The sequence below is a fragment of the Aphanizomenon flos-aquae FACHB-1287 genome (genome assembly GCF_014698755.1).
Classification (GTDB): Bacteria; Cyanobacteriota; Cyanobacteriia; order Cyanobacteriales; family Nostocaceae; genus Dolichospermum; species Dolichospermum flosaquae.
The window spans coordinates 1-15524 of record NZ_JACJTO010000014.1 but is presented as its reverse complement, the minus strand read 5'-3'; the positions used below and the strand labels follow the sequence as shown (position 1 = coordinate 15524).

11 protein-coding genes are annotated in these 15524 nt (G+C 38.4%); 8 read left to right on the top strand and 3 right to left on the bottom strand.

Features of this window, described 5'->3' with window-relative positions:
* Nucleotides 1-52: 52 nt before the first annotated feature.
* Together pyk and H6G44_RS08735 are read left to right on the top strand one after the other, a co-directional pair.
* The gene (pyk, locus tag H6G44_RS08740) at nt 53-1822 is read left to right on the top strand and encodes a pyruvate kinase (protein WP_190385241.1); all 1770 of its coding nucleotides are present in this window, start codon (nt 53-55) and stop codon (nt 1820-1822) included.
* Nucleotides 1823-2154: 332 nt separating this feature from the next.
* Nucleotides 2155-2670: a GNAT family N-acetyltransferase gene (locus H6G44_RS08735; RefSeq protein ID WP_190385242.1), complete on the top strand. Its 516-nt coding sequence runs from the start codon at nt 2155-2157 to the stop codon at nt 2668-2670.
* Nucleotides 2671-2714: 44 nt separating this feature from the next.
* Here H6G44_RS08735 and H6G44_RS08730 read toward each other — a convergent pair whose 3' ends face one another.
* From H6G44_RS08730 to H6G44_RS08720, 3 genes are all read right to left on the bottom strand, one after another.
* Entirely contained in the window at nt 2715-4244 is a 1530-nt protein-coding gene (locus H6G44_RS08730; protein WP_242031635.1) for a protein kinase domain-containing protein, read from the bottom strand.
* Between the two features lie 19 nt (nt 4245-4263).
* On the bottom strand, nt 4264-5088 hold the full coding sequence (locus H6G44_RS08725; RefSeq protein ID WP_190385243.1) for a TlyA family RNA methyltransferase: 825 nt from the start codon (nt 5086-5088) through the stop codon (nt 4264-4266).
* A gap of 231 nt (nt 5089-5319) precedes the next feature.
* On the bottom strand, nt 5320-5976 hold the full coding sequence (locus tag H6G44_RS08720) for a DUF1361 domain-containing protein (RefSeq protein ID WP_190385244.1): 657 nt from the start codon (nt 5974-5976) through the stop codon (nt 5320-5322).
* 345 nt (nt 5977-6321) lie between these two features.
* Here H6G44_RS08720 and H6G44_RS08715 point away from each other — a divergent pair, with 345 nt between their 5' ends.
* The 6 genes from H6G44_RS08715 to H6G44_RS08690 all read left to right on the top strand — a co-directional run bounded on the left by H6G44_RS08715 (nt 6322) and on the right by H6G44_RS08690 (nt 15416).
* The gene (locus tag H6G44_RS08715; RefSeq protein ID WP_190385245.1) at nt 6322-7950 is read left to right on the top strand and encodes a peptide chain release factor 3; all 1629 of its coding nucleotides are present in this window, start codon (nt 6322-6324) and stop codon (nt 7948-7950) included.
* Nucleotides 7951-8113: 163 nt separating this feature from the next.
* The gene (locus tag H6G44_RS08710) at nt 8114-10240 is read left to right on the top strand and encodes a zinc metalloprotease HtpX (protein ID WP_190385261.1); all 2127 of its coding nucleotides are present in this window, start codon (nt 8114-8116) and stop codon (nt 10238-10240) included.
* A gap of 484 nt (nt 10241-10724) precedes the next feature.
* On the top strand, nt 10725-11237 hold the full coding sequence (locus tag H6G44_RS08705) for an RNA recognition motif domain-containing protein (protein ID WP_190385246.1): 513 nt from the start codon (nt 10725-10727) through the stop codon (nt 11235-11237).
* 531 nt (nt 11238-11768) lie between these two features.
* The gene (locus H6G44_RS08700) at nt 11769-13037 is read left to right on the top strand and encodes a glycosyltransferase family 4 protein (protein ID WP_190385247.1); all 1269 of its coding nucleotides are present in this window, start codon (nt 11769-11771) and stop codon (nt 13035-13037) included.
* 133 nt (nt 13038-13170) lie between these two features.
* The gene (locus tag H6G44_RS08695) at nt 13171-13443 is read left to right on the top strand and encodes a hypothetical protein (protein ID WP_190385262.1); all 273 of its coding nucleotides are present in this window, start codon (nt 13171-13173) and stop codon (nt 13441-13443) included.
* 239 nt (nt 13444-13682) lie between these two features.
* The gene (locus tag H6G44_RS08690) at nt 13683-15416 is read left to right on the top strand and encodes an Rqc2 family fibronectin-binding protein (protein ID WP_190385248.1); all 1734 of its coding nucleotides are present in this window, start codon (nt 13683-13685) and stop codon (nt 15414-15416) included.
* Nucleotides 15417-15524 lie beyond the last annotated feature (108 nt).

The window sequence follows — 15524 nt, the reverse complement described above, 5'->3', positions numbered from 1 at the left end:
CAAAGATGATGATAAATTCCCCGGTAGACTCCAAACATCTTAAACCCAGCCCATGACGAAATTAAGAGATTCTCAACGCCGAACTAAAATTGTTGCTACTATTGGACCTGCTACCAGTAGTCCAGAAATGCTGAAAGCTATTATTGAAGCGGGTGCAACAACACTACGGCTCAATTTTTCCCACGGAACTCATGCTGACCATCAGCGTAGTATTCGGTTAATTCGGCAAACTGCTTTTGAACTAAATAGACCAGTCGCAATTCTGCAAGACTTACAGGGTCCAAAAATTCGCTTGGGGCGGTTTGAAAATGGTTCAATAATTTTAGCAAAAGGCGATCGCTTCATATTAACAAATCGCCCCGTAGAAGGAACACAGGAAATAAGTTGTGTCACCTACAATTACTTAGCAGAGGAAGTCCCTGTTGGTGCCAACATCCTCCTAGATGATGGTAAGGTGGAAATGGTGGTAGAGGAAATCAACCGCGAAAAAGGTGATTTACATTGTCGGGTTACAGTCCCAGGTAAACTTTCCAATAACAAGGGTGTTAACTTTCCGGGAGTTTATTTATCTATTAAGGCCATGACCGACAAAGACCGAGAGGATCTGATGTTTGGTCTAGACCAGGGTGTTGATTGGGTAGCGCTTTCCTTTGTCCGTAATCCCCAGGATATCATCGAAATTAAAGAACTAATTTCCAGCGCTGGTAAAAGTGTCCCTGTAGTCGCCAAAATCGAAAAACACGAAGCCATTGAACAAATGGAAGCCGTTTTATCTTTGTGTGATGGTGTTATGGTTGCCAGAGGTGACTTAGGGGTAGAATTACCAGCGGAGGATGTACCTGTACTGCAAAAACGGTTAATTGCTACGGCTAACCGCTTGGGGATTCCCATCATTACTGCTACCCAGATGTTAGATAGTATGGTCAGTAACCCCCGTCCTACCCGTGCAGAAGTATCTGATGTCGCTAACGCAATTTTAGATGGTACGGACGCGGTTATGCTTTCCAATGAAACCGCTGTTGGTAGTTTTCCGGTGGAAGCGGTAGCTACTATGGCCAGGATAGCCGAACGAATTGAACAGGAGGAAACCCTTAACACTAACTCCCGTCTGTCACGAGATAACCGGCGTTCTATTCCCAATGCCATTAGTCAAGCTGTTGGTCAAATTGCTGAGAATTTGGGTGCAGCGGCAATTATGACTTTGACACAATCCGGGGCTACAGCCCGCAATGTTTCTAAGTTCCGCCCCAAAACGCCAATTTTAGCCATTACACCCCATGTCAACGTAGCAAGACAGTTACAGATGGTCTGGGGGGTGAGACCGCTATTGGTGCTAGAACTACCTTCTACGGGTCAGACGTTCCAAGCAGCTATTAATGTTGCCCAGGAAAAAAACCTGTTAAGTGAAGGTGATTTGGTGGTAATGACTGCGGGTACACTTCAGGGAGTTTCTGGGTCAACGGACTTGATTAAGGTGGAAGTGGTGACTGCTGTACTTGGCCAGGGAATTGGACTGGGACAAGGTTCAATCACTGGACGTGCTAGGGTAGTTCATAATGCTATGGATGCCAGTAATTTTAATTCTGGTGATATTCTGGTAGCATCCCGGACTGGTGTGGATTTTGTAGAAGCAATTCGCAAAGCATCAGGGATTATTACTGAGGATGAAAGTCTCACAAGTCACGCCGCAGTTATTGGTTTACGTCTTGGAGTACCTGTAATTTTGGGTGTAAATTCAGCAACACAGATAATTAAGGATGGTGCTATTTTGACTTTGGATATGCAGAGGGGTTTGATTTACTCCGGCACTGTGGGAACTTAATCGCTTAAAATTCAAAAAAATAATTTTGGATTTTTAATTTTTAGGTTTTGAAAACAGGGTGCAGACTTCTGAGATTGTGTAAAGGGGTTTTTTCACGCAGAGACGCAAAAGGCGCGAAAGGCGTTTTCTGCGTCTTGGTTTTACGACATATCTAGCGGGCAAGAGGCCCGCAGCAAACATGGTCAAAATGTTGACTTTTGGGATAGATAAGGATTGATTTGCGGTTGCAAATACATTAACTACTTTTTTGTATTATTTTCTAGATAGTAGCATATTATGGATATTTCAAAAAGCGAACTGTGTTGTAATTTAATTAAAATATAATATTCACCATGAATGATTTATCAATTACCATTACTAAGTTATTAGATCCAGATTTGGAAGAATTGAGGAAAATTAGTCAAGAAATTTGGTATAGTCACTATTCTTCAATTCTCAGCTATGGACAAATTGAGTATATGTTATCTAAAATGTATGCCAGAGAAGTAATTGAAAATGAAATTTATAATCAAGGAATATTTTATGATCAGGTATTACATAATTCCAAATTAGTCGGTTATTTATCTTATGGTTCAGAAACCAGGGATAATATTAGTTATTTAAAACTACATAAATGTTATTTATTACCATCATTACATGGTTTCGGTTATGGTCAAAAAATGTTATTTCATGTATACCAAAAAGCGCGAATTATGAACTTAAAACAAATAATTCTCAATGTCAATAAAAAGAATGAAAAAGCCATTAAAGCTTATTCTCGATTTGGTTTTAGAATTATTGATAGTCACATCAAAGATTTTGGTAATGGCTTTATATTGGATGATTATATCATGAGTTACGAACTTTAAAAGCGACAGCGTAACGCACCAAAAGCCTCTGGAATGCTTTGTAATTATGGAGATGGTTTTTTAATAACCACAGTACCAGCTAAGATATCGTGTAAAGAACGATTTTTTTCATTAAATAGCATAAATATGATATCACCTAAACCAAAAGTCAAGAAAGTCAACAATATTTTAACTATAAATCTCCAAGTAGCACGCCACAAAGAAATTCTCTTACCATTCATATTAATCACAACTATTTTGCAGATACCTTGTCCATAAGTTGATTGTTTAACGGAACTTTCAGCTACTGCAAAATGAAGCCAAGTAAAGATTACAGATAAAACTAAGGATATACTATACCATAAATCACTGCAGATACCATTTGTTCCACAATTTTGATCTGGTATCATTACTATGATGATGATACTTCCTAAGAAAGCTATAGATAATGGCATAAAAATACAACATATTATTAAATCAATAAAGTACGCTAAAAAACGTATCCAAGGTGATGCGTATTTAGGAGAACTTACTACTTGATTAACTTTTCCAGATGTGGATACTACCGTTTTAGCATAAGGACCATAATTAGAAGATTGATTATAAGAATTAGAGGTTTTAAATTCTGGTGAGGAAGTTTCAAATTTAGCTAATCTATATAAAATCTCTTGAGTATCTTTCGGTCTATTCCCCGGGAATGGAGACATTAAATAATCAACCAAATCTAACAATTTTTGAGAAATACCAGCAGCATTATCTCGCCAAATTAACGCCCCTGTGCGAGAATCTTCCGCAAAATTTTGAGGATATTTACCAGTTAATAAATAAACAAAAGTTCGCCCTAAAGCAAAAAAATCTGATTGCGGAACAGCCTTACCATTCATTTGTTCAGGTGGCGTATAACCTGCGGAAATAATCCCTGTAACTTGCTGTCCTGCGACTTTTTGCATCAAAGTTTGTGTAACTTCCCGTGCTGTGCCAAAATCAATTAATACTAATTGCCCATTAGGTCTTATCATAATATTAGGTGGCTTAATATCTCGATGAAAATAATTTTTTTGATGGACTTGATGTAAAATTTCAGTTATCTGTTTTAACCACCGTATAGCCGCACGGTCACTAATAGCTTGATTGTTACGTTGAGTTATATATTCTTCTAAATTCATCCCCTCAATTTTTTCCATTACTAAACAATGCAGGGGTTCTTTAGCATCTCTAGGAAAATAAATAAAATAACCATCTGACTCAACTTTAGGAATACCAGGATGGTTAAGTCGTTTTAAAACTTCCGCTTCTTGCTGAAACAATTCAACAGCTTTAGGAACTGTATTAAAAAGAACCTTTAAAACTTTCTTTGTACCAGCGTCATCTACCTCATAAGTTTTACCGAAACCACCACCTCCTAAGGGACGAAGGACTCGATAACACCCCTCTAAAAGTAACTCAGAACCACAGGCTTGACAAAATAAAGGTTGTCCGCTGTTTTGCGGTTGTGGACAGTTAGGATTGATACAGTAACTCATTGACTGCTGTAGGATATATTTTTGATACTCATAAATTATAACTGTTCCATGTAAACTAGGATGTTTTTGCATATATTTATTAATCCACTGATCATTTTTTCCCAAACTCCTGCATAACTTGTTTAGTAATTTCTTGAATTGCTGCTAAAGTTGGAGGGATAATTTCCCTTTCCATTCCTAACCATAAAAGATATTCAATATTTCCCGCAGGTCCGGTTATGGGAGACCAAGTTAAACCCTGATATTTCCATCCTAACTCTAACGCCCCCTTCATAACATTAAAAATCGCATCACCTTGGTCATTAAAATCGCGGACAACACCCTTTTTCCCGACGCGAGACTTACCGACCTCAAATTGTGGTTTTACCAGCAATACAGCCTCTCTAGGGGCTTGTGTTAATCGCCATACCGCCGGCAAAATTTTAGTCAAAGAAATAAAGGAAACATCCACAACTACCAAATCAGCAAATATGGCATTTTCAGGATATAATTCCTCTGGTTGTAATTGACGTAAATTCGTGCGTTCTTTTAAAATTACCCGTTGATCATTTCTGATTTTCCAATCAACTTGTCCATAACCAACATCTACACCATAAACTTGTTTTGCGCCAGATTGTAATAAACAATCAGTAAACCCACCAGTAGAAATTCCCCCGTCTAAACAAATCCTATCAGCTACAGAAATCGCAAAAAATTCTAAAGCTTTAGCCAACTTTTCCCCACCGCGAGAAACAAAAGGAGGACGTTCTTTAATTTGAATTTGAGCAGTAATATCAACTTCAGTCCCAACTTTATCAATCTTCTCTTGATTTACAGTCACTTCTCCAGCTTGAATTAACCTTTGTGCCTGTTGACGAGAGGGACATAATCCCAAATCTACTAATAATGTATCTAATCGCTGCTTAATTAACTTCATTTTTTATATAGCAATCCTAAATGAAATGTGAACATCTCTTATTTTCCTCCCTCTGCGTCCTCTGCGTCTCTGTGGTTCGTTAAAAAAACTAGTTCATAACTCAAATAAGAGTCCTATAACTGCTTATACTTGTTTTTCTATTCTAAATCCTAAATAATTTCTTAACAACAAGAAACCCGATTTTTGAAACAAGTCGGAAATATTTGATTTGTTGATATTAACTTAATATCATTAGTTAATATTGTGAATATGATGATCATTTTCTTGTGAATTAACACCCTTATTCACAAAACCTAAAGTAACTCGTTTCATGAACCAATATAAACCCCAAAGAATTATAAAAGTAAGTGCAATAATTATCAAAGGTTCTTTACCAAGAATTTCCTCTATACCCTTCGTAATTATAGCATCTGGTTGAGTAATAAGATCCCAACTGTTAAACCGTAAAAATCTTCCCCAATAAATACCTACAGCACAAAGAGCATGAGTGATTAACTCAACAGTAAAAATCCATTTGCTTTTACCAATTCGATGTAAATAGTGACCTAAATTTATTAAAGATATCACATAAGCTTCAAATCCACCGAAAATGACAACAAAATAAACAGGAATTAAGACTAAAGTAATCATCCATACTGAATGAATTCGTCGGATATCATTTATGAAATGAATAATATCAGTTAATAAATAAGGTGCGTTTGGTAAAAAAGCATAAAAACTCAGAAATCCTAACCACCAAAACCATGAACCTCCCCGTTTACTGCGAAACAACCAAACACTTAAAACCAAAGGGATAAAAGCCAAAAATAAATTCCAAGTCATCCACCGCATATTAACTTCTAAGATCTGGAAGACCGTTGTTATTAATTTAATCACTTCTGCTTTCATAAAATTGTTGTAGAATAGATCTATACTCTATTTTAGATCAATGTTGCTTGAAATGGTTATTTTTCAACATTTGAGAAATGTAATCTTTGATATTAAAAAAGTGAGTGTTTTCGCTTATTTTCTTAGATTTAGACTGAATACTTTTGGAAAAACCCTATATATGGGCGCGCGGATTTCCATTATAGTGTTATAATAGCAGAAAGTCTGAAATTTGTCAACTACCCAACTGGAAATTTCTGATCTTGTGGTATAAGCCATTCAGAACAAGAATTAATAGAATTTACAAATTTGTTTCCCTGTCCTGAAAAAGATTACATTTAGTGAAGTTACAAAGAAATTACAAATATGTCCATTGAATTGCAAGCAGAACTAGGTCAAGCGGTAGAACAACGTCGCAATTTTGCGATTATTTCTCACCCTGATGCTGGTAAAACTACTCTAACAGAAAAACTATTATTATACGGGGGTGCTATTCACGAAGCTGGAGCGGTAAAAGCCCGCAGAGACCAGAGGAAAGTGACTTCTGACTGGATGGCCATGGAACAACAACGGGGAATTTCCGTGACTTCAACAGTGTTACAATTTGCCTATCGCAACTTTCAAATTAATTTACTTGATACCCCTGGACACCAAGATTTTAGTGAAGATACTTATAGGACTTTAGCAGCAGCAGATAATGCAGTAATGCTCATTGATGCGGCTAAAGGTTTAGAACCCCAAACCCGGAAACTGTTTGAAGTCTGTAAAATGCGGGGAATCCCGATTTTTACCTTTGTGAATAAACTCGACCGTCCAGGCCGAGAACCGATAGATTTATTGGATGAGATTGAAAAAGAGTTGAAATTACAGACCTATGCAGTGAATTGGCCTATTGGTATGGGCGATCGCTTTAAAGGCGTATTTGACCGACAACAACAGCAAATTCATTTATTTGAACGGAGTTCTCATGGTAGCAAGGAAGCAAAGGAGACTGTGCTCGATATAGGCGATGCTCGACTTGAGGAACTACTAGAAAAAGAACTTTATCATCAACTTAAAGACGAATTAGAACTATTAGAAGGAGTTTGTCCAGAACTAGATTTAGACTTGGTACACGCCGGCAAAATGACCCCAGTATTTTTTGGTAGTGCCATGACTAACTTTGGGGTGGAATTATTCCTCAAAAATTTCCTGGACTTTGCCCTCAAACCAGGTATACATAGTAGCAGTGTTGGCGATATTCCCCCTACCTATCCAGAATTTACCGGATTTATTTTCAAACTGCAAGCCAACATGGACCCGAAACACCGAGATAGAGTGGCTTTCGTCCGGGTCTGCACAGGTAAGTTTGAAAAAGATATGACAGTAAATCATGCTCGAACTGGCAAAGTTGTCCGTCTATCTCGTCCGCAAAAACTATTTGCCCAAGAAAGAGAATCTATTGATACCGCTTATCCAGGAGACGTAATTGGTTTAAATAATCCGGGTGTTTTTGCGATTGGTGATACAATTTATACAGGACAAAAACTAGAATATGAGGGAATACCTTATTTTTCACCAGAACTGTTTGCGACACTGAGAAATCCCAACCCCTCCAAATTTAAACAATTTCAAAAAGGCGTTTCTGAATTGCGAGAAGAAGGTGCTGTACAAATTATGTATTCAACTGATGAAGCCAAGCGCGAACCAATTTTAGCAGCGGTTGGTCAATTGCAGTTTGAGGTGGTTCAGTTCCGCTTAGAAAATGAGTATGGTGTAGAAACAATTCTTGATTTATTACCTTATAGTGTTGCCCGTTGGGTTGACGGCGGCTGGGAAGCTTTAAAGCGGGTAGGTCGTTTATTTAATACTACTACTGTTAAGGATAGTATGGGAAGACCAGTGTTGTTATTCCGCAACGACTGGAATTGTCAACAGTTAGAGGGTGATCATCCAGAGTTGAAGTTAAGTGCCATTGCGCCTGTATTTTCCCATCAACAATCAGTAGAAAGTTAAGCAGGAGGCAGGGGGGTAAGATTAATAATCTGTACCTATTCATAACAACCGACCACTGACCACTGACCACTAACAACCGACCACTGACCACTAACAAATTATCAGGGTATCTCAATAAGCGTGCTATTTGTCACTTATAACAGATTGGAGTACCAAAGTTTGTATGCTTTCTCACGCTCAATCATGTTTAGAGGCTGGTTTAGCTGCCCTCAAGCAGGGGAATTACTACACAGCGATCGCTAACCTTGAACCATTGGCCAAAAATCAAAATCAAGATAAAATTTGTTTACAGGCACAAGTTGGGTTAGTGATGTCTTATGCCCGCATTGGTGAAATCTCGAAAGCAATTACCTTGTGTCAAAATCTGATTGCTAATAGTAATCCCCAAGTTCAAGAGTGGGCAACCCTTGCTCTTGAACACCTGCATAAATACAAAAACCAGCAGAAAAAACCCCGTAAATCAAATACTCGGTTGCTTACCAGTTCAAATCCTGCCCAACAACAGCCACAAACTGCCTATGTTGGTGCTGATGGTAACACAATAATCAAACCCGTTAGTATTTATTGGCGAAATGCTAGACGCGCTAAAGTCTGGCAACCCCTAAGCAAACCTAATATTATCCCTTCCCGACTACTTGCCCTCTTCACATTCATAGCACTGTTTTTGACGTGCCGAGAAATGCTGAAATTGTCATTTGGTTTAATTAATCAAATTCTATATCAACTGCCATACTTAGAACCCATCCAAATTTTATATCGTGATCCTAGTTACTTGATTTTAGGATTATTTGTAATCTTAATGGTATTGTCCCCTTGGTTACTCGACTGGCTACTAACAAGATTTTCTGCTCAAGAAGAGTTGTCCAAAGAGAAATTAAACTCCTACAGCCGGGAAACACCCAGGGTATTACAACGCGCTTGTCAACAACGGCACTGGCCAACCCCCCAACTGAGAATCTTACCAATTTCTGCCCCGATAATCATCAGTTATGGCAACCTACCCCGCACAGCGAGAATAACCGTTAGTCAAGGTTTATTAGAACAACTGGCAGATGATGAAATATCCGCCATCTATGCTTTATCTTTAGGACAAGTTGGGCGTTGGGATTTTGGGGTAATGTCCCTAGTTCTGTTAGTAACCTTACCATTTTATAGACTATACCAGCAAGTATCAGTTTGGGGAAATCAGCATCAAGGTAAAATCTGGCGTTGGCCAGGGACAATTTTTGCTGCCGTTAACTATATAATTTGGTGTCTGTTTACAGGAACAGCCTTGCTAAATTCCCGGTTGCGGCTTTACCATAGCGACGCGACAGCAGCAGAAATTACTGGTAATCCCAATGGACTAATTCGTGCTTTGCTGAAAATATCCATTGGTGTAGCCCATGACATTAGCCTCAAAGAACAAACCTGTTGGCAGTTAGAAAGTCTGAATATTCTTTCACCTGTTGCATATCAACACAGCATAAGTTTAGGTAGTACCGCCGGTCATCTACCCTTTGAATCATTTTTCAAGTGGGAAAATTTTCAACCCTACCGCCAATGGTTTACAATTAATAGTTGTCATCCTGCCATGGGTGATCGTATCGAACGCCTTTGTCAAATAGCCCGCCATTGGCATTTAGACACCGAATTATATCAAACAAAGCCATCACAGCCCATTCTCATTCAGCCCCAAGCCTTTTGTTTACAAATTGCCCCTTGGTTGGGAATTCCCCTTGGTATTGTGTTCGCCGGTCTGACTTGGTTAATTTGGCAAACAGCATACACTATACATTTGTTAGACTTGAAATGGATTTATGATAACTGGTCTTTTGTCTCAGGTTTTATGTTGATTGGCTTTAGCATTGGCACGGTGATCCGAATAAATGCTTTATTTCCCGACATTACACCTGTCAATATTCAAAAAGATGAAAACTTCACCAGCTTATTAGCAAATCCCGCCATTTTACCAATTGATAGTATTAAAGTCCGATTTACTGGTAAACTGTTAGGCCGCCCTGGTATTGGCAATTGTTTGGCACAAGACCTAATCCTGCAATCTAGCCTTGGTTTAATCAAATTAAATCATATTCCCTGGTTAGGAAAGTCATTCAATCATCAAGACTTGATTGGCAAACAGATTACTGTTACAGGTTGGTTACGACGTGGAGCAACTGCTTGGATTGATATCCAAAGTCTAGAAACTCAAGGTGGCAAAAAAATTAATAGTCCTCATGTTATTTGGTCTACTGTCATCGCACTTGTTGCCCAAATTTGGGGCGCTTATATTATGCTCACAGGTTCTTAGATATATAGTCAGTTGTTCGTTGTCATTGGGAAGAAATATTCCCCTTGCTGCCTGCCTGTTTTGCCTATTGCTTTAAAAATGTCTTTTATGTTACGATGAGATAACACTATTGGCTATTGGCGGAAAAGTTTCTGCTGAACTGGCTACGCGGAAAATACCATGATAATGTTAAGGAATGGTATGTTATTCTGCAGGCAAGAATTAAGAAGAATGAATTTACTGTGGTGGATAGTTGGCTATTAAATTAACAATTCCTAAAATTAAGGTCATATTAGCGGACGATTGCATAAGAGCTTTTGTTCCGCATAAGCTTGATCCTAAAAAAACTGTATTCTATAAGTTGATAGCATGACTGAGGACACGCTATGCTATTGGATTACAGAAATTGGTTTGTGGCAGTTTTAGCTATAGTATCTATTCAAAAGCCAAAGCCAATTAGTCGTTTTTGTCTGCCCTATTTAATCCCAATTTGGAGGTATATTCCATGTCGATTCGCCTATATATAGGAAATTTGCCGAAAGAAGAAATAGATCGTCAAGATTTGCAAGCTGTGTTTGCAGAAGAAGGCGACGCTGTCACCACTAAACTAATAAAAGACCGAAAAACAGGTAAATGCCGTGGTTTTGGGTTTTTAACGGTGAATAATGACGAACAAGCAGATCAAATTATTGAAAAATATAATGGTCATATGTTCAAGGATACACCAATTAAGTTAGAAAAAGCTTTACCACGGACTAAAGCTGAGGAAAGCGAAGAACAGCCACAACAACAAATTCCCAAACCAGTTATTCAGGGTAGTAGTGCCCCTGTTCCTAGCGCTAACAAAGAAGGCGGTGGTCGTCGGGATAAAAATAAGAAATCTCGTCGTGGTGGTGGCGGCGGTGGTGCGCGTGAAACTGCTGCCAGTGTTGATAATGAAGCTTTTCGTCCAGATCCTCGTTGGGCAGCGGATCTAGAAAAGTTAAAACAAATGTTGGCTGCACAAACTACCAACTAGGTTTCTTTTGCAATCAATCTGCTTTGAGAGTAATTCTTAAAGCTGTTTTGATATTAGTTTTGGTGCGTAAAAACTTATTTCGTCAAGTAGTGCAGGTGGCAATGCCAGGTTATCTGTACTATTTGTGTTGGCTATTTTTTGTGCTAAATTAAATTATTGGTGGGGAACTGTGTTATGAGGTACATATCTAGCAGACAAAATGCCCGCACCACAAGAGTTTTATGATTCAATTTTGTATCTCAGTATGTACTCAAGAGCCGCAATTTTTCAGGTTTGACGGTGTGATTAGACAAAATTAGACAAAATTTGTGAACGTGATATTTTCGGAAATTTAATTTTCATGTATGTACTTTAATAGGAATTATTTTGATTGCTTAAACTTTGTAAATCATGAAATATAAATATCTAACTTATAGATGTGGCGGTGCTACTTTAGGTAGGTTTTATTATAAATTAATCAATCTATGATGATAGATGATATTCACTTTTTCATACAAAAAGATAGAGAAAGATTTCTATCAAAATAAATCTATGAAAGCTACCACTAAAAAATATATTGCTTTAATTTCAGTCCACGGTGATCCAGCAATTGAAATCGGCAGAGAAGAGGCAGGAGGACAAAATGTTTATGTTCGTCAAGTGGGTAAAACCCTAGCACAGCTAGGATGGAATGTGGATATGTTTAGCCGAAAAGTCAGTGCTGATCAACAAAAAATAGTACAACATCACCCTAATTGTCGGACGATTCGGTTAATAGCAGGTCCTGTGGAATTTGTGCCACGAGATCAGGGTTTTCAGTATTTGCCAGAATTTGTAGAGCAGTTACTAGAATTTGAAAAAGAAACGGGGATTAATTATGATTTAGTTCATACTAATTATTGGTTATCCGGTTGGGTAGGTATGGAATTAAAGAAAAGACAAGGAACTAAGCAGGTTCATACCTATCATTCTCTGGGAGTGATCAAATACAAGACTATAGAAAATATTCCTTTAGTGGCTAATCAACGTTTAATAGTAGAAAAACAAATCTTGGAAACAGCAGAAAGAATTGTTGCTACCAGTCCTCAAGAACGGGAACATATGCGATCGCTTGTTTCCCAAAAAGGTAAAATTGATATTATTCCCTGCGGTACAGATATTCAACAGTTTGGTTCAGTGGAAAAACCAGCAGCCAGAGAGACTTTAGGAATTGATCCAGAAGCTAAAGTTGTGTTATATGTAGGGAGATTCGACCTCCGTAAAGGCATAGAAACCTTAATTCGCGCAGTGGGGAAATCGAAGTTTTATAAATCAAAACAATTGCAGTTCATCATTGGTGGTGGTTATACACCTGGAAATAGTGATGAGAAAGAACGCGATCGCCTTGTGGACATTGTGAACGAGTTAGGGATGAGTGAATGCACGTTCTTTCCTGGTTGTCTAAGTCGGGAGATATTGCCGGCTTATTTTGCTGCTGCTGATGTTTGTGTTGTTCCCAGCCATTATGAACCTTTTGGGTTAGTAGCTATCGAATCCATGGCCTGTGGTACACCTGTAGTGGCTAGTGATGTGGGAGGACTGCAATTTACTGTTGTCAATGAAGAAACTGGTTTATTAGTACCACCGCAAAATGTCCCGGCTTTTAATCACGCTATTGATCTGATTCTTAGTAATCCTGTATGGCAGCAAGAATTGGGGAAGGCAGGAAAAAGCCGTGTTATTAATAAATTTAGCTGGTATGGTGTAGCTAGTCAGCTAGACGAGCTATATACCCAACTGTTGCAACCCTCTGTCAGAGAACCCGCATTAATTAGTAAATAGGAAGCAAGGAGAATTTTCAACAGACAGCAGACAACGGACAACGGACAACGAAGAACTGACTATTCGTGCATAGTTGTAAGATAGGAAAGCATCAAGTAAGCTCTAAAGATAGTTGCAGTTAGACGGTAAAATGATGGAAGTTCAAGAAATCAAAAAATTCCCTAAACCCAGGAAACCAGACAGCGAATCTCAAAGTTTTCAGCACGTTAAGATTCTTGACTGCAACGAACCAGTATGCAGGGTAATTTGTGAATGTTGGCACTGCAAGCAAGGAATATTATCCCAAGTAGATGTATCAACTTCACAATATTTAGAGTTAGAATGCCCTAATTGTGGGAAAACTGCCGTCAGACTGATGGCAGAAAAGGTGATTTCTATTATACCTATCCCTTCACCATGGCAATAAACGCTTTTATGGATACATAACTGCTGATACTAGGATAACTGATGTTTGTTAAAGGATGTTTTAAAAGAAAATGGCCATTTATGGCTAGTCTTGACAAACATCCCTAGAATATTTATAATTTGGGGGTTGTATAATTATGTTATGAATATTCATAGAGAACTAGATAAAAATGATTTATATAATTGGTGTGATTAGCTCTTAAAATTAACAAACCTGAATTATAAAAGAGATTAATTGTTTTGCAACCCCTTGATTTTACAGCTTTAACCGCTGCTTGTAGCGAAATTCGCACTAACTGGCTACCTGCACGCATAGAACAAGTATATCAGCGCGATCGCTTTACCATTGCGATCGCTTTACGAACCTTAAAACAACGGGGTTGGTTAGATATTTCTTGGCATCCTCAAGCCGCTCATATTTGTATAAGTGAACCACCACCACGATCCCCAGATACTTTTACATTTAGTCAACAGTTAAGACATCAATTAGGTGGGTTGGCCTTGGTAGGAATTGAGGCTATTTCTCCGTGGGAACGGGTAATTGATTTACAATTTGCCCCTCGTCCAGGAGAAAGTGCGCTTTATCACATATATGCTGAAATTATGGGTAAATATAGCAATGTAATTTTAACTGATGCTAGTAATGAAATTATCACTGCTGCCCATCAGGTTAGTCAACAACAATCTAGTGTGCGTCCCATTCAAACGGGACAAAATTATGAAAAACCGCCGAAATTGACGGGAAAAACCCCCAATTTAACCGAATCTTTAGAACGTTGGCAAGAACGAGTAAGTTTAGTACCAGGGGAAATTAAGCGCCAATTACTCAAAAGTTACAGTGGTTTAAGTTCGGCTTTGTTAGATACAATGTTACTAACTGCTAAGATTTTACCCGATACTCACACGGACGTATTAACCCCTAAAGATTGGCAAAATTTATTTGAATGTTGGCAAGAATGGTTACAAGCTTTAGATTTAAATAAATTTAAACCTGCTTGGACAAAAACCGGGTATACAGTTATGGGTTGGGGTTCTGTCAAATCCACAAACAGTATTCAAGAGTTACTTTACCATTATTATTCTGATCATCTAAATCAACAATTATTTGTACAATTACGTCATCAGTTAAATCAGAAATTAGCGAATATTTTGGCTAAATTACGTATTAAAGCAAAAACATTTAGCGATCGCTTGCAACAATCAGACCAAGCGGAAGAATATCGGCAAAAAGCCGATTTATTAATGGCAAATCTGCATCAATGGCAACCGGGAATGCAGAATATAATATTACCAGATTTTGAAACAGAAAAGCCTATATTAATTGCTCTCTTACCGGATAAAAACGCTGTTCAAAATGCCCAAAAGCTTTACAAACAGAATCAAAAGTTAAAACGTGCCCGTGGGGCTGTTGAACCGCTATTATTTGCAGTCCAAGCAGAACTTAATTATCTTGAACAAGTAGAAGCGGCAATTTGTCAAATAGATAACTACCAAAACCTAGAAGATTTACAGGCCTTAGAAGAAATCCGTGACGAACTAATCGGGCAAAAATACTTAGAAGACCTTGAATACCGCAGCCGTAGCAGCAACGAAACCCCCGGTACTAATTTTCATCGTTACCGCAGTCCTGGTGGCTTTGAAGTCCTTATTGGCCGGAATAATGTTCAAAATGACCAATTGACATTCCGTGTCGCTGGAGACTATGATTTATGGTTTCACGCCCAAGAAATTCCGGGGAGTCATGTGCTTTTGCGTCTAGAACCGGGTACAGTGGCGGAAGAAACTGATTTACAATTTACTGCTAACTTAGCCGCTTATTTCAGTCGCGCCCGTCAAAGTGATCAAGTACCAGTTGTTTATACCCAACTCAAGCACGTCTATAAACCTAAAGGCGCGAAACCAGGACTTGTAGTTTATAGGCAAGAAACAATTATTTGGGGAAAACCACAATTGTTGACATACTCACCTGCCTGAAGGCGAGGTGATTCTTGACGCTTCACCGACTGATGCTACCGAGCTAGTCTTACTCTGTCTCTGCGCCCGTTTAGAGTCGTGGCAATGCCCTATCCCGACTTTATTTAT